Source organism: Planktothrix serta PCC 8927, assembly GCF_900010725.2.
Lineage (GTDB): Bacteria > Cyanobacteriota > Cyanobacteriia > Cyanobacteriales > Microcoleaceae > Planktothrix > Planktothrix serta.
In genome coordinates, this window is the sequence record NZ_LR734829.1 from 22,258 (window position 1) to 42,782 (window position 20,525).

At 39.1% G+C, this 20,525-nt stretch carries 9 protein-coding genes; 7 read left to right on the forward strand and 2 right to left on the reverse strand.

Translation table 11 applies throughout. The annotated features are described in order from the left end of the window. The first annotated feature begins 169 nt into the window (after positions 1–169). Positions 170–409 carry a hypothetical protein gene (locus PL8927_RS02365; RefSeq protein WP_156093076.1) on the forward strand — a complete coding sequence of 80 codons (240 nt, stop codon included), beginning with the start codon at positions 170–172 and terminating at the stop codon, positions 407–409. Between the two features lie 175 nt (positions 410–584). Here the strand turns inward: PL8927_RS02365 and PL8927_RS02370 are convergent, their stop codons facing one another. Further along, a complete protein-coding gene (locus tag PL8927_RS02370; protein ID WP_083617224.1) occupies positions 585–818 on the reverse strand; it encodes a hypothetical protein in 234 nt (77 codons plus the stop codon). Between the two features lie 176 nt (positions 819–994). Here PL8927_RS02370 and crtO point away from each other — a divergent pair, with 176 nt between their 5' ends. The 6 genes from crtO (at position 995) to PL8927_RS28330 (ending at position 9,426) form a co-directional block, all read left to right on the forward strand. Continuing rightward, the gene (crtO, locus tag PL8927_RS02375; protein WP_083617227.1) at positions 995–2,686 is read left to right on the forward strand and encodes a beta-carotene ketolase CrtO; all 1,692 of its coding nucleotides are present in this window, start codon (positions 995–997) and stop codon (positions 2,684–2,686) included. Positions 2,687–3,455: 769 nt separating this feature from the next. Next, positions 3,456–3,995, forward strand: a complete 540-nt coding sequence (locus PL8927_RS02380) for a pentapeptide repeat-containing protein (RefSeq protein ID WP_083617228.1) — start codon at positions 3,456–3,458, stop codon at positions 3,993–3,995. A 667-nt stretch (positions 3,996–4,662) separates the two neighbouring features. Next, positions 4,663–5,982 (forward strand): MFS transporter, encoded by a 1,320-nt coding sequence (locus PL8927_RS02385; RefSeq protein ID WP_083617232.1) that lies wholly within the window; start codon positions 4,663–4,665, stop codon positions 5,980–5,982. A gap of 13 nt (positions 5,983–5,995) precedes the next feature. Further along, positions 5,996–7,654: a glycosyltransferase family 39 protein gene (locus PL8927_RS02390; RefSeq protein ID WP_231505890.1), complete on the forward strand. Its 1,659-nt coding sequence runs from the start codon at positions 5,996–5,998 to the stop codon at positions 7,652–7,654. A gap of 48 nt (positions 7,655–7,702) precedes the next feature. Continuing rightward, complete coding sequence (locus PL8927_RS02395; protein ID WP_083617238.1) at positions 7,703–8,815, forward strand: acyltransferase; 1,113 nt, start codon at positions 7,703–7,705, stop codon at positions 8,813–8,815. 74 nt (positions 8,816–8,889) lie between these two features. Beyond that, positions 8,890–9,426, forward strand: coding sequence for an ISAzo13-like element transposase-related protein (locus tag PL8927_RS28330; RefSeq protein WP_083617240.1), 537 nt, complete (start codon positions 8,890–8,892; stop codon positions 9,424–9,426). Positions 9,427–9,472: 46 nt separating this feature from the next. Here the strand turns inward: PL8927_RS28330 and PL8927_RS02410 are convergent, their stop codons facing one another. Then, positions 9,473–20,512 (reverse strand): non-ribosomal peptide synthetase, encoded by an 11,040-nt coding sequence (locus tag PL8927_RS02410; protein WP_083617241.1) that lies wholly within the window; start codon positions 20,510–20,512, stop codon positions 9,473–9,475. Positions 20,513–20,525: the final 13 nt, after the last annotated feature.

Consider the following 20,525-nt stretch of genomic DNA (forward strand, 5'->3'; position numbering starts at 1 on the left):
ATTGTTAATTGTGGCTATTAATTCTCTGTTTAAAGGTTAATTAAAATAATAATAGCGAACTCAACTTCTGAATTTTTGAAATGATCCTTTATAATAACTTTCAAGTTTTTTCATCTATCCTAAGATAGAATCATTCTAATTAGTCTCCCCCTTACCCAAACCGTAGCCCGTGAACAACAAATACGCGCAAGTCAAAGAAGTTCTAAGTCTGTGTTTACCTGCTGAAAATGTTGTCTCCCTGCTGGAGCAAGTTCATCTTCAACTTGATGCCGATCCTGATACAGTGCTGGAAGTTGTTACAACAATTCGTGACTTTTCCATCCGTCATGAGTGCTCCTTTGGAACCGCTTTTTCCCTCTTTCGGCAGTGTCGTAACTTAGGCGATTGGCGACGATTGAAAAACTTATAATCTTATATTAGATTCTAGCATTTTTTAATTCAATTGCCAACTCTGCATGACTTGTCTTTAAGTCCAGAGGTAAGAATTTTTTAGAATTTTTTTTAGCTTTTATTGACCCCTAACCCCACCCCAGTCTTTCCCAAAGCGGAACAATTGAGGTGGGGTTTCTCTTAACTCCTTGAGCTTAAGTGGTACTAGGAAGATTTGTTGGGTTAGGGTCAGAAGAACTGGGAACGTAAGACTCAGCCGAACTGGGAGCCACGCCGCCAGCACCATTGGGACTTTTTCCTTCGGCGGCATTTTTTGCTTCTTCTTGAGTAATGGTAGGATTACTATGAATGGCGGCGGCTCTCGCGCCTGGATTTTCGGCAACCTCTTGGGGTAAAGTCTTTGAATCTTCAGTTTGATTTTGACTCATCTTTTTCTCCTAATTATAGATCAAATTTTTAGTGTCTTTTTACTAATATAATGATCTTAAATAAATCATCCTTCTTCCAAAAGATATAAATTTTCCTCTATATTTTACTTGAGGGACTATGAAAGAGTAGAATCTATTGATAAACTAAACCCAGTGATCAATACTGGGGTTTTCTGATGTCTACTTATGATGTGATTATAATTGGTGCAGGTCATAATGGGTTAGTTTGTGCGGCTTATCTTCTCAAAGCCGGATATAGTGTTTTGCTGTTAGAAAAACGTCCCGTTCCTGGGGGGGCGGCTACCACAGAAGAAGTTATCCCTAAAGAAGCACCTGGATTTAAGTTTAACCTCTGTGCTATTGATCATGAATTTATCCATCTTGGCCCCATTGTTCAGGAATTAGAATTAACAAAATATGGTTTAGAGTATTTATATTGTGACCCCGTTGTGTTTTGTCCGCATCCCGATGGACGGTATTTTTTAGCTCATCGTTCCGTTGAAAAAACCTGTGCAGAAATAGCTCGATATAGTGAACGGGATGCTCAAAAATATAAAGAATTTGTTGAATATTGGCAACGAATTATGAGTGCTGTTAGTCCTTTATTTAATGCGCCTCCAACTGCAATTCTTGATATTGCTAAAAACTTTGATTCTGATTCCTTTAGGGATTTATTAGCCGTTTTTGGAGGAACGGATAAAATCTTAGATTTTGTTAGAACCATGTTAATTAGTCCAGAGGATTTAGTTAATGAATGGTTTGATACCGAAATTGTTAAAGCACCTTTAGCAAGATTAGCCGCAGAAATTGGCGCTCCTCCTTCTCAAAAAGGTATTTCTGTGGGGGCGAGTATGTTAGCCATGCGTCATCATCCGGGGATGTCTCGCCCTCGTGGGGGTACAGGCGCGTTGACTCAAGCCTTAGTCAATTTAGTTAAACATTTAGGGGGCGTTATTCTAACCGAAACTCCGGTGCAAAAACTATTAATTGATAACGGTCGTGTGGTTGGCGTGAGAGTATCAGAAATTCAAGAATATCGAGCTAAACGGGGAGTGATTTCTAATATTGATGCTCGACGGTTATTTTTACAATGTGTGGATGCGGGAGATATAGACGCAGCCGACCCAAATTTGCGAGAACGATTAGATCGCAAAATGATTAATAATAATGAAACAATCCTTAAAATTGATTGTGCTTTATCGGAACCTTTACGATTTGATGCTTATAATCATCAAGATAGTTATTTAATTGGATCAGTGTTAATTGCTGATTCTGTTAATCATGTTGAAAAAGCCCATAATTTATGTACGGTTGGGGAAATTCCTGATCATGATCCTTCTGTTTATTTAGTCGTCCCAACGGTATTAGATCCTTCTATGGCTCCTGAAGGAAAACATACCTTATGGATTGAATTTTTTGCCCCTTATCAAATAGCTGGAGCCGAAGGAACGGGGTTAAATGGAACCGGATGGACGGATGAGTTAAAATATAAAGTAGCTGATCGGGTGCTGGATAAAATTGCTGAATACGCTCCTAATCTCAAGCATTCAATTTTAGCGCGGCGGGTGGAAAGTCCGGCGGAATTAGGAGAACGGTTAGGATCTTATAAAGGTAATTGTTATCATCTTGATATGACCTTAGATCAGATGATTTTTTTCCGTCCCCTGCCGGAATTGGCGAATTATACCACCCCCATTCAAGGTTTATTTTTAACGGGTGCAGGGACTCATCCCGGCGGTTCAATTTCAGGGATGCCGGGGCGCAATTGTGCTCGTGTATTTATTCAGGCGCAAAAACCGTTTCATCAAGTCTTAAAACAGACTCAAAATTCCCTCAAGTCTGTTTGGCAGTCTCTAGGACAGCATTAACAATGGGAATCTATTTAAGTAGCATTTAATTCAGTGTTTTTGAGGGTTAAAGTTAATCGCTGACTTGATGCCAAATTCTAGGATAACGATTAAATTGAGGTTTGAGCGATGAGGTGATTAAAAATAGCGATCGCTCAATTCTCCCAAACTTTACAATACAAGTATTCTTTTATACTTTTTGTTGTAGAAAATACTGATAGGATAATTTGCCAAAACCCTGATAATCCTGATCAGAAATTTTCTTTTGGTAATAACATTAGTCTGAGTCTCTCGGTGGATAAAAATTAAAGGATTACCCCGTCTCCACTTTGAGTTATCAGAAAAATGGGTTTAAAACCCCTAATACCTAGTTAGGCTTTATATTAGGTTGTCTATTGACCTCTGATTGTGCTACTATTTGCGGTAACAGGAAAGGTAAATAACCTGTCTAAAAACCTAGTTGCCTAACAGCAAAACGCGCTCACCTTGACAATTGAATCTATAGGGTTCTACTGCACAGTTCTAGTTTCCCCAGCAGTGGGTAAAAGATTCGTGGGTACTAGACAGCCAGTTTTTTGAAACAAATTTGTTTCAAGTCAAAAAAGAACTCGCAGTAATGCGAATAGGGTAGGGCATATCCGAATTTACGCAAGGGCGTGAATCCCACCTCTGGTTAAAGCACTGCAAGGTACTTTGATTAAGTGGTTTCGTTGAACCAAGAATCCATAAGCCTTCAGGCTGGGGAGTGTCAAAACAGAGGTATAGTTATAAACCCTTAATCATAAATCCCATGAAGCCAACAGAACACAGTCCCACCTCGGTTTTAATGAGTCCTCGTGAACTGTTAGATCGTTATGCAGCAGGAAAACGGGGTTTTATTGGGGTAAATTTGCAAGGTGCGGATTTACGCGGCGCGGTATTAAAAAGTATTTTACTTTGGCAAACTAATCTTAAATCAGCCAATTTAAGTGGGGCAGATTTAAGTAATTCTCATTTATTTGCTAACTTAATTCAAACCAATTTAAGTGGGGCAGATTTGTCGAGTGCTAAACTAATTTATGCCGATTTAAGAAAAGCAGATTTAACCTGTGCTAAATTATTTAAAACGAATTTGAAAGGGGCAGATTTAAGAGGAGCAGATTTAAGAGGGGCTAAATTAATTTATACGGATCTGGAGGATGCTAATTTAAAAGGCGCTAATTTAAAAGGGGTAATTTTCTTTGCTGTTAATTTGAATCAAGCCAATTTAGCGGGAACTGATTTGAGCCAAACCACATTTATTAAAACCGAGACTACATCGGCTATTTTATCAGAACCAGAAGCAAACTGAAAACCCAATATCTGAGGATTCAAACCGTTAGTTTTTGTATAATAGATTATTGTCAGGGACATTGATCAAAGCGATGTTCAAAGATTGTAAAAGTGGGGGTTATAATCTTGAAGGATCTAAAGCATCAGTTGAACGCTTAACTCGTCTTGTTTTGTTGGTAGCGATCGCCTATACATTTTTATAAACACCGTAAGCATTAACTGATACTATTCCCCGATCTATTTTGCCCACACTTCCCAAGTATTGTCGGGTGTAATACTTCGCTGCTCTATCAGAGGAAATGTATTCGGCAATACATTTCCTTGAGCCTTTCAGCTGAGAAAAACCCGATCTCCTGGAGCGATCGCAAAACTTTTCGGTCTACTGAAAGTAGACTATTGAAAGCGAATCGCCACCGAGGGGGGAATGCCAAGCTTGACATCAACCACAATATCTTTAAAGATATCAATGTAAACATCTAAGAGAACATCATTCCATTGTTTAGCAAGTAAGATGGCATTGACGAGATTGTTTCATGGTATGAGGATTTTGGAGTTTATCCGTCGTATGATAGTGAATTAAGCAAAATAAAGGTTGTTATTCTTATTGGTATACAATTTAGCTAGGAGAATTTACATTCTCTTAGAATTGGGCTGTTTTTTCTGGCAAATTTAGACTATTAATAGCTATGGAATGTGAAAATCAAATTATGTCTTTCATTCGTGAATTCCGTACTTTTCTTCTGTTTTGGTTAGGTCAATCCCTATCTGAAGTTGGAACACGCTTGACGGGATTTGGTTTAGGTATCTGGGTTTACCAAACCACTCATACAGTGACCCAATTAAGTTTAGTGTTATTTTTTACTACCTTACCAGGTGTTCTCATTACGCCATTTGTGGGTGTTATAGTAGACAAATGGCATCGCAAAACCACAATTATATTGAGTGAAATAGGAGCATCTATTATTACACTCACACTGGCTTTACTCCTATGGACTGACAATCTACAACTTTGGCATACTTATATAGCTGCATTTTTTACATCAGTCTGTGGTTCTTTTCAGATGACAGCAAAAGCTGCTGCTTTACCAATGATGGTTCCTAGGGAACAGATTGGCAGAGCTAACGGTTTGATACAATTTAGTTCAGCAGTAGGACAGCTAGCGGCACCAGTCTTAGCAGGTGTGATTATCGTCAATTTACAGCTTCAAGGTCTACTGCTCATTGATTTTGCTAGCTACTTTATCGGATTATTAACATTATCAATCATTAACATTCCCCAGCCAGAGCCTAAAATGATATCAAAAACGGGAATAATGGCTGTTATTTATGACATTATTTATGGTTGGGAAAATATTTCTTCACGCCTTATTTTAAAAATAATATTAATATTTATGACGCTTGTTTCCCTAATTAATGGGATGACGACAGTCTTAATTAATCCTCTGATATTATCTTTTGCCACAGCGACAACTTTTGGTAGTGTCATGTCAGTTGCTGGCTGTGGAATGGTTGCTGGTAGCATTGTTATGAGTGTCTGGGGAGGAGAGAAAAAATCTGTTTCTTCCTTGTTTTTGTTTTCTGCGTTAAATGGTATTGCTTTGATGATTGCAGGCTTAAGACCATCTATCTGGCTGATTACTTTAGGGATATCGCTTTCATTCTTTACCCTGCCTATTGTCTTAAGTACGAATAATACAATTTGGCAAAATAGTATAGAGCCAAGCGTTCAGGGGCGTGTGCTAGCGTTGTTCTACACTATCACGGGCTTAGGGTCAGCTTTGGGTAATCTTAGTGCCAGTCCACTAGCTGATGCAATTTTAGAACCTATGCTGCGATCGAATGGTATACTTGCTCCCACTATCGGTAAACTCATTGGCACTGGTGCAGGCCGAGGTATTGGACTTCTGCTAATAACAGAAGGTTTACTGATGTTAATCGTATCACTTAGTTTGTACAGTTATTTTTATTTTCGACACTCAGAAGAATATGGGTTTGAAACAGTATAATTAACCCTAAAAGTTGAATAAAGAAGCAGCAATGGTTCAATCACAGTTAGGAATCAAGACCCATCCTTCAATTCTACTAAAAGTCATAGTACTCATTCTCATCGGATTAGGGTTATTTTTTCACTTTGCTCATTTAGGCCAAAAGTTTTACTGTGGCGATGAAACCTGGACATCCGTAGCAATTTCTGGTCATACTCTGGTAGAGATACAACAGGAACTCGCCCAACACCAAGACCTCATACCTATTACAGCATTACAAAAATATCAACACCTAAACCCCGATCAAAATGTGTTTGATACTGTGAATTATTTAATCACTTCTGACCCACAACATCCACCTCTCTACTATGTCCTGGTGAGATTATGGGCGCAAATCTTTGGAGATTCACCTGCTGGGGTAAGGAGTTTATCAGTTATCCTAAGTTTACTGATATTTCCCAGTGCGTATTGGCTCTGTGTAGAAATGTTTGAATCTGCGGTTGTGGGGTGGATAGCAATGGCCTTGATAGCTGTTTCTCCCTTACAGCTTTTCTTGGCTCAAGAAGCACGTCAATATGGTTTATGGATGGTGGAGATTCTCCTATCTAGTGCTACTTTACTACGAGCCGTTAAGCAGAAAGGAAAAGTAAACTGGATTGCCTATACACTCACATTGACTCTGGGATTATACACTCATTTATTCACAATTTTAGTGATGATTGCTCATGGTATTTATGTCATTATTGAACAACAGTTTCGTTTCACAAAAACTTTGTTGAACTATTTACTATTTACCAGTGGAGCCTTACTTATGTTTGTGCCCTGGCTAGTTGTCCTGATAACTTACATTCATACAGCAGTTCAACAAACTTCAGGCTGGTCAATCAGGTTTGTCGAAAATCCCTTTGAGTTAATAGCTATTTTTTTGATTCGGATTGCTCGAACATTTTTTGATTTTAATTTGACTTCTTCAGATCTGGGTATGGGTATAAGTTTTGCTCTAGAAGGATCTATGATTTACACTATTTTTGCTTTGGTATTGAGTTTAGTTTTGGTAAGTTATTTGATAGCTTTTTTAGTAAAATCATCGATCAATAAAAATTGGATACTTCTTGCTTTAGTTGGTGGATTGCCTGCTACATTATTAATTATCGCTGACTTGTTTTTGGGAGGAATACGTTCGCTTCAAATTCGTTATCAATTACCTTTGTGTTTGAGTCTAGAAATTCTTACAGCTTACTTTATAGCTTACCTCTTTTTCCAAGAGCAAGAAGCAATTTTAGGGAAAAGAATTAGTCAAATTGCCTTAGCAATACTGTTGACAGTTGGACTGATTTCTGATGTCAAGTTTTTTCAATCTGAAAATTGGTGGACGCAAACCTCTGGAAAATTTATTACTGAGACAGCTTTGGTTATTAACAATTCAGAAAATTCCTTATTGGTAATAAATCCATCTCCTGTTAATTTGGGAGGAATACTAGCTTTAAGCAATTACTTGTCAAAAGTTGATTTGTTGCCAGTCGTAAATGATGTTTTTCAGCCTATTCCTCAAGATTATACCCAGATTTTCTTTATGCAACATAACAATAGCTTATTTCAGCAAATAGAGCAAGATAAAAATTATGCTCTAAAGGTAATAGTTGTATTTCCTATAGAGCCAGGAGGTTTATGGCAATTTACAAAAATAAGTTAATTTTGAATAATTTATTTAGCTTTGTCCTTTTAAAGGACTACGAAATCAATGGCTATACTTCAGGGCAAATATTGGTTGGGTGGGGATGTAATTAGGGTATTAGCCATTTGGGGAGTCATGTTTATTCATGTCGTCCAAGTAGGCTTATACAATCCAACTGAAATAGGCTGGTCTTGGTGGTCTATCAATGTCACTCAGAGCCTTTTTATTTGGGCAGTTCCAGCGTTTTTCATTATCAGTGGAATGCTTTTAATGGGGTTCCAAAACAATCAAGAAACCTGGTCTGATTTTTATCGAAAACGCCTCCCAAAGGTGGGAATTCCTTTGATCGTTTGGGGCTCTATCTATATGCCATTGGAATTCCGTTGGAATCTCTCCAAAACCCCTACTGAGATTTGGCACGATTTTTGGATCGGCCAAATCTCATGGCATCTTTACTTCCTATTAGCAATCATCGGTTTATATCTGTTAACACCTTGGCTGCGGTTATGGTTAGCTAAATTATCCCAAACTCAACAGGCTTTTGCGATCGCAGGTATCTTCACTTTGATGGCCATCTTGGAAATTTTCCAGGTAATGAACGGTATTTTCCTCTGGAACATTGCCACCCAATGGATACCTGATTTGGGATACTACCTATTCGGATATTATTTTATCCGGTATCAATCTGAGCGAATTCCCATCATTCAATATCTTTGTTTATTTTTCATCGGTCTTTTAGGTAATGTAAGCGGAAAATACGTTGAGTGTATTACCACCACTCATTCAAATGGCTATTTTTACAGCACCAATTACAACAGCGTGAGTACTATTCCTCTAGCGATCGGATGTTTTGGTATCTTAGTTTACATCACTGAATCTGTTTCGGAACAAAATCTGGTAGTTAAGTGGTGCAAATTTTTAACTCCCAGCGTATTTGGGATCTATTTAATTCATGTTCTTATTTTAAGAGAGCTACACTACAGCTTGGCAATTCCTTTTTCAACCAACGCATTGACAGGTTTAATCGAAACTGCTTTACTATTTCCTTTATGTCTATTTTGTGTTTATTTACTGGGTTTAATTCCTTTTGGAGATTCGATTGTAGGCTTTAACACTTTGTCTTTTTTAAGACATGGCGGAAACAGGATGAAGTCGCCTCCGTACTTTACGAACACTTAAACCTAGACGGAATCATCTTTATTGGCATAGTCAAATCAATAAAGCTCTTGCGAAAGTAATTCAAGATTGTTCTTTTGGTTGGTGAATGTGGTAGTAATAATGCTAATCATTATATTTTTAAACAAGATTTACAAAAGTTAGTTGATGAAATTGGAATTGAGATCCGAATTGCTCATTACCCTCCCTATACATCTAATATGAAATTCTTAAATGTTTGCTACAAATACTTGATCGGGTGGCTAATCAATTTTTTCTATCCCCTATTCCCTATTTTCTTTTCCCCCTGTTCCCTGTTCCCTGTTCCCTGTTCCCTTGCCATCTGTAGCACTAATTTAAGGATTTCATATAAATATAATCCCATTGAACATCGACTTTTTCCTCATCTAACTCGAGCTTGTCAAGGAGTGATTTTTACCAGTCTCGGTTTGGTCAAAACTCTCATGGAAAAAACTCGCACCAATACGGGGCTATCTGTCGTTGTCAATGTCGTTGATCAAGTCTATCAAACGGGTCGAAAGGTAACTGATCATTTCAAAAAAACTCTGAAAATTGTTTTTGATGAATATTTACCCAAATGGAACTATCGAGCCGTACCTCAACTCACTCATTAATCCATTTATTGATTTTTCATTCCTTAGTCTAGAAGAACGATTATTATTAAGTCTCTTCTCTTTGTTTCTGCTTTAGTTCACTTGTACATATCGTAGTCCGCGACATCTGCTTTTCTTGGAGGAGTTTGGCTTTTTCTTCTGGTGTCATTTGCTTGAGGCGTAAAAATGTCTTAGCTATTTTTTCAGTACGTCCAGGTTGGAGTTCTCGTGCGAGTAAAAGTTCTGCCATTTTTGCAATTGTCACGGTGTCAAAAAGTTCACGTAATTCTAAATTAATCAAGAAGATTTTTTTAATACGAGCATGAATTTGAGCGGCTCGGAGAGAATGCCCGCCAAGGTGGAAAAAGTTGTCCATGACTCCAACTTGATCAACTTGCAGAATTTCTTGCCAAATATAAGTTAATACTTCTTCAACAGTATTTCTTGGTGCTATGTATTCATTTTGAAAAGTAGACTGATTTGGTGATGGTAGCGATCGCCGATCGACCTTATTATTAGGTGTCAGAGGCATTGCTTCAAGAAATACCCAAGCTGAAGGCAACATATAATCTGGCAGATTTGCCAATAGATAAGATTGTAGAGCTTCTATGGTCGGTTTTTCAGCTTCGGTTTTGATCACCAAGTAGCCAACAAGCTTTTTACCTGCGTCAGTATCGTCAATAGCTTGGACAATGGCTTGAGCAATAACTGGATGACTTTCTAAAACTGTTTCGATTTCCCCCAGTTCGATCCGAAAACCACGTATTTTGACCTGAAAATCTCTGCGTCCCAAAAACTCTATTTCACCATTTGGTAGCCAACGTGCTAAATCTCCAGTGCGATACAGTCGCTCGCCTGGATTGACTGCAAAGGGATTGGGAATAAATTTTTCTGCTGTGATATCTGGTCTGTGGCGATAGCCTCGTGCTAATCCTATTCCTCCAATCAACAATTCTCCAACAATTCCTTCGGGGACGGGATTTCCGGCGCTGTCTAAAATATAAATTGAGGTGTTGGCAATTGCTTTACCTATAGAAAGTGCATCTTCTTGTTTCTTAATTTCCTTGATAGTAGACCAAATTGTGGTTTCGGTTGGTCCATAAACATTCCACAGATGAATTTGAAATTTGAGCAGAGATTCAGCTAGTTCTATTGGCAGAGCTTCCCCACCACAAAGAATACGAAAACCATTGTCTGGCTGCCAACCTGCTGCTAATAGCAGTCTCCAGGTGGTTGGGGTGGCTTGCATGATGGTGGCTTGTCTGGCTTGGAGGAGTTGGGCTAATTTAAAGCCGTCTCTGGTGGTTTCTTTATCAGCTATGACTAATCTCGCACCACTTATGAGTGGTAAGAACAATTCTAGGCCAGCAATGTCGAAGGAAACTGTTGTGACTGCTACTAAGGTATCGCCATCGGTTAGTTGTAGTTTTTCTTGGAAACTGAGGAGGAAATTAACTACGGATTCATGCTGAATTTGCACTCCTTTGGGTTTTCCAGTGGAACCAGATGTATAGATGAGATAAGCTAAATGATTGTTCTCAGAAAGCACAGGTAATGGTGTATCTGGTTGTGGAGATAGCTTATCTAGGAATACCATTGTTGCTGAGGTTTTTGGTAATTGATCGGCTATTTTCTCTTGGGTAACGATCACAGATGCTCCACTGTCTGCAAGCATCCAAGAGATGCGATCGCCAAGTGTGCCGTTAGGCGTATCGCTAGGGAAGGTTGCGTCAAGAGGGAGGTATGCGGCTCCTGCTTTCATAATTCCTAACAGTGCTATTGGCAAACTTGCCTCACGTTCCAGAAAAACTGCTACTAAGGTTTCCCTTGTCACATTTAGTTGCAAGAGTGTGCGAGCAATTTGGTTAGATTGATGCTCTATTTCTATGTAAGTTATGTCAGGATCTATGGCGATCGCTTCGGGTGTCTTTTGAACTTGTTGGCTGAAGAGTTGATGTATTAATCCGATCGGGCGTTGGAAAATAGACTGATTGCTTTCATCTACAGCTGCTTTCGATAACAAGTTAATTTCACCCAGAAATTGTGGTTTTTCTATGGCAATACTGGTCAATATCTGCGTTAAATGGGATAAGAGATTTTCTCGTTCTGTTGCACTGCCAATCTGCGGTTGAAAAGCAATTTTTAGAGTTAAATCATCCCCTGGTAAAGCGTAAAGACTAATAGGATAGTGATTCTTTTCCAAAGATTCAATTGAATGAATCGTCAATTCTCCTGAATGTTGCCGTAGACCTTCTGACACTGGGTAATTTTCATATACGACAATTGATTCAAACAATGGTTCTCCTCTCTTGATTTGACTCCATGCTTGAATATCTACTAAGGGAGTGAAGGAATATTCATTGATTGCTGCTAAACTGTCACGAATTTCTATGAGCCAATCTTGCAAAGGTTTTGCTGAATTTAATTTGATATGTAAAGGCAGGGTATTAATAAACAAACCTACCATCTCAGTAAATCCTGATAATTCGGTTGGTCGTCCTGAAACAGTAACACCATAAATGACTTCATCAGCACCGCTATACTTACTTAACAAAAGACTCCAAGCAGCTTGCACCAAAGTATTTAATGTGACTTGATTCTTTTGAGCATAAGCCTTGAGTTGGGTATAAACTTCCTTTTTAAGAGTTGTTTGTAAGGTTTGATATTCAGCAACAGCATTGGGTTTTCGTGATGCCAATCCAAAACTTGTTGCTGAGGATAATCCGTTTAATTGTTGTCGCCAAAAGGCTTCAGTTGTTCCTGATTCTTTTTGATTTAACCAAACAATAAAATCGCGGTAGTCAGCAGGTTTAGATAAGTTCAAGTCTCGATCGCTCTTATCCGCTTGATAAAAAGCAATGACATCACGGAAAACTAGGGGTAGTGACCAACCATCTAAAAGTAAATGATGATGAGTCCAACAGAATAGCCAACTTTCTGCTTCAGTTCTCACTAAAGTCATACGCATCAATGGCGCTATTTCTGTTAATAAACCTTGTTGGCGGTCTGTGGCTAATAAAACCGACCATTTTTTGACTTGTTCATCAGTGCTGTGTTCGCGCCAGTCTTCGTAGATAAAAGGTAAATTGACCGAGTGGTGTATTCGTTGCAACGATCGCGGTAAATCTTGCCAAACAAAGGAAGCACGTAAGTTAGGATAACGATTAATACAAGATTCCCAAGCTGTTTTAAACTTTTCTACATCTAACTTACCCTGAATTTCTCCACTGACCTGTTGCAGATAAACATCGGTGCCAGATTGATAGTTGGTATGAAAAAGTATTCCCTCTTGAACTGAAGATAAAGGATAAATATCTTCAACATCATTCGTTTTTGCTAAGGCAATAATTAGTTGTTCTGAGTTGAGTTTTGCTAGGGGAAAATCTTCAGGAGTCCAACTAGATTGTTGTGTGGGACGTTCTGCTAATAAATGATGTAAATGTTTATCAAAACTATCTGCTAAACGGCGAATCGTTCCTTCTTGATGTAATGCTTGGCTGTAGACAAACCGGATCTCTAATTTTTCATGAACGATCAATCCTGTTAATTCTAGGGGAACACTGCGTTGGTTTTCTGGGTGGCGAGAATAACCAACTTCTTCAACTGCTGGTGTGAAGGGGGCTGATTTCGAGATAGTTTCATCAAACTGACCCAAATAGTTAAACAAAATACTTTGAGGAATTGGCGGTAGCAGGAAGGAATATTCTGGTTTTGTGCTGAGAATTCCATAGGAAAAACTGTGATTCAGCAAGTTCTCTAGGTGTTTTTGAATGGCTGCTAGATTTTTGAAAATATCACTATCTATTTTTTCTAATTTGCAAGGGAATAGTGAAGTAAACCAACCTATAGTATCAGAGATATCCACAACGGAGGAAGTTTTCTGGTTAGTTAAAGTTTCTCTTCCATGACTTTCAAGGGCGATCGTAATTTCCCGATCTCCTGTCCATTCTGTCACGGCGAATAATAGGGCGGTGAGTAAAACTTCCTGTATGCGTGCTTTGTGGGTACGAGGTAGTTTCAATAAAAGAGTGTCGGTTTCTTCTTTGGTGAAATGACACTCAATTTGCCCGATCGAACTTTCTTTGTTATCTAAAATGTTTTTAGGAAAGTCGATCGGTAAAGTTGGATTATCTACACTTTGAGTTTTCCAGAAATTAAGTTCTTGCTCCCAATCATAATCTTGAGTCTGATGCTGGAGATAATAACTCCACTGGGGAAAACTCACACTCTTGGCAGCAATTTCCTCTGGGTTATGTAAAATACAGTATGCTAAATCTCGCAAAATAATCCGCCAAGAAACACCGTCAACAATCAGGTGGTGAATAATCAGTAATAATTTGTCAGGGGCGTTTTCTTCTGTTTTGAAATAGACTGCACGGAACAGAGGCCCTCTTTCTAAATTAAGTTGACTTTGAAATTGAGTGGCTATAGGTGGCAGTTTTTCGGATAACTCTTTTTCGGGAATATGTGTAAGGTCAACGATATCAAAATTGAGTGGATGATTATCTTTAGCTAATTCCTGTACCCAGCCAGTTTCAGTGTGACGAAATCGTAGATGGAAAGCTGGGTGAGTTTTAGCAATTTGAGTTAAAGCTGTGTGGAATTGCGATGATTCAAACTCAGGTTTGATATTTAATAGAATTGATTGATTCCAGTGTCCGGGAACCAAGAGGGATTGTTGAAAAAACCAATTTTGGATTGGGGTTAAAGGAACTTCACCTGCTTCAATTTTTGGCAATGTTGCGATCGATCGATGATTTAATATCTTAACTTGAGATGCCAATGCAGCAACTTGGGGGTATTTAAACAAATCTTGGGGACTAAAGTAAAAACCTTTATCTCTCGCTTTAGCAATAATTTGTAACCCCATAATTGAGTCGCCGCCTAATTCAAAAAAGTTATCACTAACACCAATACTAGAAACTTGTAATACTTGTTCCCAAAGATTGGTTAAAACACTTTCAATTTCATTTTGTGGAGCAACATATTCCTCCCGAATAGCTGCATCTTTTGCTTCTGGATGAGGGAGAGAGTTAATATCAATTTTACCATTTGGTAATAATAGCCAATTTGAAATCTTGATAAAGAGGGAAGGAATCATGTAATTGGGCAGATTCTGGGCTAACTCCAACCGCAGTTTTTTCTGCCAATTTGCTGGGGTTTCTTTTAGTTCTAAATAAGCAATGAGACGGCTTGGTTCGTCGGGGAGAGAAAATGCTTTAACAACGGCGCAAGTTACCCAAGGTTGTTTTTCTAATGCTGCGACTATTTCGCCAGTTTCTATGCGGAATCCTCGGACTTTAACTTGTTGGTCGGCGCGTCCGAGAAATTCAATGTTTCCATCTGGTAAATAACGAGCGCGATCGCCTGTTCGGTACATCCTGCAACCTGCGTTTTCTGTAAACGGGTCTGGTAAAAAGTTTTCTGCGGTTATTCGAGGTGCCCTCCAGTAACCGCGAGCAAGCTGATAACCTGCGATAAATAATTCTCCAGGGGTGCCAATAGGTACGGGTTGTAAGTGGGAGTTGAGAATATAAAGTCTCGTATTTTTGACTGGTTGACCGATGGGAATTGTCGCTGTTTTTTCCCTGTCTCGGCAAGTGTGATAGACTGACTCAACGGTTGTTTCTGCTGGGCCGTAAATATTCACTAAGGGAATCCCTAATAGCTTATAAAATTGTTCCCAAACTCTCGTTTTTAGAGCTTCACCACCACTAAACATTAAACGGAGACTAGAGCATTCTGCAAATTCGGGTTCCCCAAGTAACACCTCTAATAAACTCGGTACAACAACTAGCAAAGTTACTTCTTCACTCTTTATCTTTTGCACAAGATAGCCAGGGTCTTGATGTGCGCCTTGTTTGCCAATTAAGAGTTTTGCTCCAACCATTAGAGGTGCCCAAAGTTCATCTACGGAAGCGTCAAAGCTAAGGGAAGTTTTCTGAAAAATAATGTCATGAGGACTAACACTGAAAGTGTCAATAAACCAGTTTATATGACACGCTAATGCTTGATGGGAAATTGCTATGCTTTTGGGATGTCCTGTGGAGCCGGATGTAAAAATAATATAAGCAAGATTTTCACCCCAAATTGGCAGGTTTAGGTCTTCAGAAGGGTGTTGATTAATTTCTTCTGTGCAGTGATTAAGGAAAAGGACTTGACTCCCGCTTTCTGCTAGGTCAGGGATTTGTAAGTCTGAGTGGCTTAATAAAAGGCTGATTTCTGCATCTTGGAGCATTCTTTGAATGCGAGCAAGGGGATATTGTGGATCGATCGGCACATAACAGCCGCCAACTTTGAGGACTGCAAGTAAAGCACAAATCATTTCTAAAGATGGTTTTAGACAAATACCCACCGCTTTATCTAGACCAATACCGCAACTCAGCAAAAATCGGGCTAACTGATTCGCTTTTTGATTTAACTGTGCATAAGTCCAACTGTCACCTTCAAAAATGACTGCTGTTGCATCTGGAGTTTTGGCAGCTTGTTGGGCAATTTTTTCATGTACCCATTGACTAGGCGGGGGAGAATATGGAATATCGGCGCATAGCTGCTCATGATTCTCATAAATGAGGCGATGAGCGTGAGGATCGGCGGTTAAGGCTTCTAGGCTATGTTGATAATGGTGAGCGATGGTGGTGATTTGCCGATCGCTAAATTGCCCTGTGTTGTATGTGATATTTAAAGCTAGGCTAACGGTAGCGACTTCCTCACTCCAACTAACAGCAAAGGGAATATTTGTTTCATCTAAAGATTCTGATTGAATCAGTTCAACTTCTCGCCATTTTAATAGTCCTTCATAGACATGGAAGTGAACAAAATTGAAAGAGGTTTCATAGAAAGGTTGATTCCCATTTAATCTTTGCAGTTCTGAAGCAGGAAAATGACGATTTGGCATTAATGCTTGTTCAGCACGCCAAGTTTTTTGAATCAAGTCAATCCAAGACCCCGAAGGTAATTTTAAACGCAATGGCAATGTATTGAGGAATAATCCTAAAACGCGATCGCTATCAATTTCTGTAGGTCTGCTGTTACTGACTAATCCTGTAACAACTTCTTCTTCTCCTGAAAAAACAGCCAGAATATGCAGATGGAGCGCCAATAACACAGTTCTTAAAGGTACGCCCAATTGATGAGCGAGGTTTTTTACTCTTTGGGAAAGGGAATCTGGTAAGATGATGTCAATTTTCCCTGTCTTTGGTTTTGATTCTGATGAATTTGTCTCATGCAGACGGGGTAGTTGAGTGAAGGGAAGTCCTGCTATTTGTTGTTGCCAAAATTCTCTTTGTTTGTCGTCTTTTAATGCTTGTTGTTCTAAAGCAATAAACCGAGAATATTCTAATTGGGGTGCGGGGGGTAAGGGGGGTACATTTTTGTTCGTTAAATGGAGATATGAGCTTGTTAATTCTGTTAAGAGGTTGGCTAAACTCCATCCATCTGCGATCGCGTGATGCAATGTTAAAGTTGCTTGCATCACATTTTTATCAAGCAAATGAATATGAAACCGCATTAACGGTGCAAGTTTGTAATCAAAGCGATTCTTTCTTTCTTGGTCAATAAAACTTTTAATATAAGTATCCTGCGCTGTTGTTGATAAATGAGTTATATCCTCAAACCCAACTTTTGCAGGTACTTGTTTAACAACAACTTGCAGGGGTTGACTAAATTCAGCTAAATAAAATGCTGTCCGTAATACCCGATGTCTAGCAACTATTTGGGTGTATGCTTTTTCCCAATTTTTGATGTCAAAGGGGATGCGAATGCGGAAGCTAAAAACATCATGGTAGGTCGTCGAAGCTTCTGAATATTCACTATGAAAGAGCATCCCAGTTTGCAGTTTTGCTAAGGGATAAGCATTATCAGCCCAATCTAGCAATTTTTCTTGGTCTGCTGTTGAAATCAAAGCAAAGGGTGTGTCATCTATATTTTCTACCACATCAGATTGAGTCACTCTAGCAGCTAAATCTGATAGCACAGGATAAGAAAAAATTTGCTCTAGCTTTAGGTTGATTCCTTGAGATTGGGCAAGAGAAACAACACGAATACTTCGGATAGAATCGCCGCCTAAGACAAAATAATTATCAAATCTGCTGACCTGTTCTACACCTAAGACTTGTTGCCAGATATCCGCTAAAATTTCCTCAATAGGTGTAGCAGGAGGAATAAAAGAAACTTCGAGATTTTCTCTCTTAGTTTCTGGTTTTGGTAAAGCTTTTCTATCAACTTTACCGTTATGAGTTAGTGGGAATTTTTCGAGGTAGACAAACTGCGCTGGTATCATGAATTCAGGCAGTTTGGTTTGTAAGTATTTTCGTAGAGTTTCGATGCTGGGTTGCTTTTCTGGGTAACAAACTATATAAGCAATTAAATATTTTTCCTCAGTTTCAGTGTCGGAGTTCGTTAAAACTAGAGCTTCACGCACTTCCGAGAACTGGCAAATCGCAGCTTCGATTTCACCGATTTCAATTCGGAAACCACGAATTTTTATTTGATTGTCTATGCGTCCTAAATATTCTAAATCACCGTTAGGCAGAAAGCGACCTAAATCACCACTGCGATACAAGTGGGAATCTGAATTAACTGATAAATCAGCAAAACAGTCCTTAACAAACCGTTGAGCAGTCAGTTCTGGTCGGTTAATATAGCCACTAGCAACTCCTGCGCCGCCAATGTAAATTTCACCAATAACTCCGGGTGGTAAGGGATTACCATAAGGGTCAAGGATATAGAGATCTAAGTCTGGTATAGGTTGACCAATTAAACTACCAGATGAGTTGTCTATATCTTGTTTAGTAATTAATCTGTAGGTGACATGAACGGTGGTTTCTGTAATCCCGTACATATTCACCAAGCGGGTTTGATTTTCCCCGAAATGCTCAAACCAAGGGCGCAAACTTGGGAGGTTTAAGGCTTCACCACCGAAGATAATGTAGCGTAACTTAGATAATTTGTCACTAAGACTTCTACAGGCAAGTAATTGAGCGAAGGCTGAGGGTGTTTGATTCAAAACTGTCACTTGCTCTTGTTGGAGGAGTTGGAGAAAGCTTTGGGGATTACGGCTGATACAATGAGGAACGATCGCTATTCTGCCACCATAAAGTAGAGCACCCCAAATTTCCCACACAGAAAAGTCAAAAGCAAAGGAATGAAAAAATGTCCAAACATCTTGCTCATTGAAAGCAAACCAATGTTCTGTACTCTGAAACAGCCGGATAAGGTTGTGTTGCGTGATCAGTACGCCTTTGGGTTGTCCTGTGGAACCAGATGTGTATATGATATAAGCCCCTGAGTTTGGATCAAGAGTTTCTGACAAAGGCTCAGTGCTTTCTGTTAAGAAAGGTGCATCTTCCTCATCTAAACAAATTTTGATCTGAGATTCTGGTAGGTGGGAACGGATTGCGGTTGTGGTGAGAATGAGTTTTGCTTCACAGTCACTAACAGTAAATTCAATTCTTTCACGGGGATAAGCTGGGTCAACAGGAACGTATACGCCTCCTGCTTTGACAACAGCCAGCATAGCAATAATTAATTCTGGAGAACGTTCCAAACAAATCACAACCCGTTTTTCTGCACCAATACCTTGCCTTTTGAGATAATGAGCAATGCGATTAGATTGTGTGTCTATTTCTTGATATGTCAAATTTTGATTTTCAAACGTGAGTGCAGTGCGTTGAGGGTATTGATTAACGATTTTTGCAAATTTTTCTTTGAGGGTTACTCTACTCTTTAAAATCGGTTTTGGAGTTTCTTCTTCCCGATCTAATTTTGGAATAAGTTGAGCATTTAAAGATAAAGACTGCAAAGGTTCTTGAGCGTTATTTGCCATATTAATGAGCAAATCACAGAATTGCTTTAGCAGCAATTCCATAGCTACCGTATCAAAGCGATCGGCATTATAACTTAATTTCAGAGATAATTCATTCCCCGGTACTACTACCAAAGTTAATGGATAATGAGTCGTTTCAAAAAAAGAACACTCTGGCACATTCAGGCCAAAGTCTCCTGCTTTTAACGATGTATCAACAGGAAAATTCTCAAAAGCCAGCAGACTTTCAAACAATGGCTGACCTCTAGGCACATCACTCCATCCTTGAATATCTGAAAGGCTAGAGTGTTCAAACTGACGCATTAAAACCACCTGTGTTTGCAGGTTTTGTAACCAAGTATCAAGGGGTTCTTTTTCGGAGATAAAAACACGCAATGGTAAGGTGTTTATGAAGGGGCCGATCATCCCTTCTACTCCTGGTAATTCCGGGGGTCGTCCTGCTACTGTAATTCCATAAACTAGGTCTTGATTACGGCTATAGCGGTTTAGCAGTATCGCCCAAGCCCCCTGAATCACAGTATTGAGAGTGATCCGACAATTTTGAGCTAATTTTTGCAATAACTCTGTTACTTCTGAAGCCAATAGTTGTTTTATTTCTCCTTTAAGAAAAGCACCTTCTGGCTTGGTTTTAGATATCATTAAAAGCGGAGTCGCACTTTCAAATCCATCCATATATTGATGCCAAAAAGCTTCGCTATCCTGGGGATTTTTTTGTTTGAGCCAAGCCAGAAAATCACCGTAAGGGCGGATATTTGGTAGGGAGATTTCTACATTTTCTCTCTTCGCTTTATGCAACATTAAGAATTCGCGTAACAGCAAGGGCCAAGACCAACCATCTAAAATTAAATGATGGTGACTCCATACTAAATGCCAAGAATCTTGAGCTAGACGAATTAAGGTAACTCGCATTAAAGGCGGACGATTAAGAATAAATCCCTTTCTTCTGTCTGCTTCTAGAAATTCTGTGAAGCGGGTTGCTTGGGCAGAGTTATTTAAACCACGCCAATCTTCTTCTAAAATATTAAATACCAGTTCACGAAAGACAACTTGTACTGGTTCTGTTTGACCTTTGGTAATAATTGCCGTCCGTAAAATAGGATGACGGTTGACGAGAGTTTGCCATGCTTGGCGAACAGCACTAACAGAGACATCACCTTCTAATCGGCAATGAAATTGCTCGAAATATATACCTGATTCTGGTTCATAAAGTGAATGGAATAATAGTCCTTTTTGTAATGGAGTTAGGGGGAAAATGTCTTCGATTTGAGCTTTTAATGGCATAGAATTTCTCCTG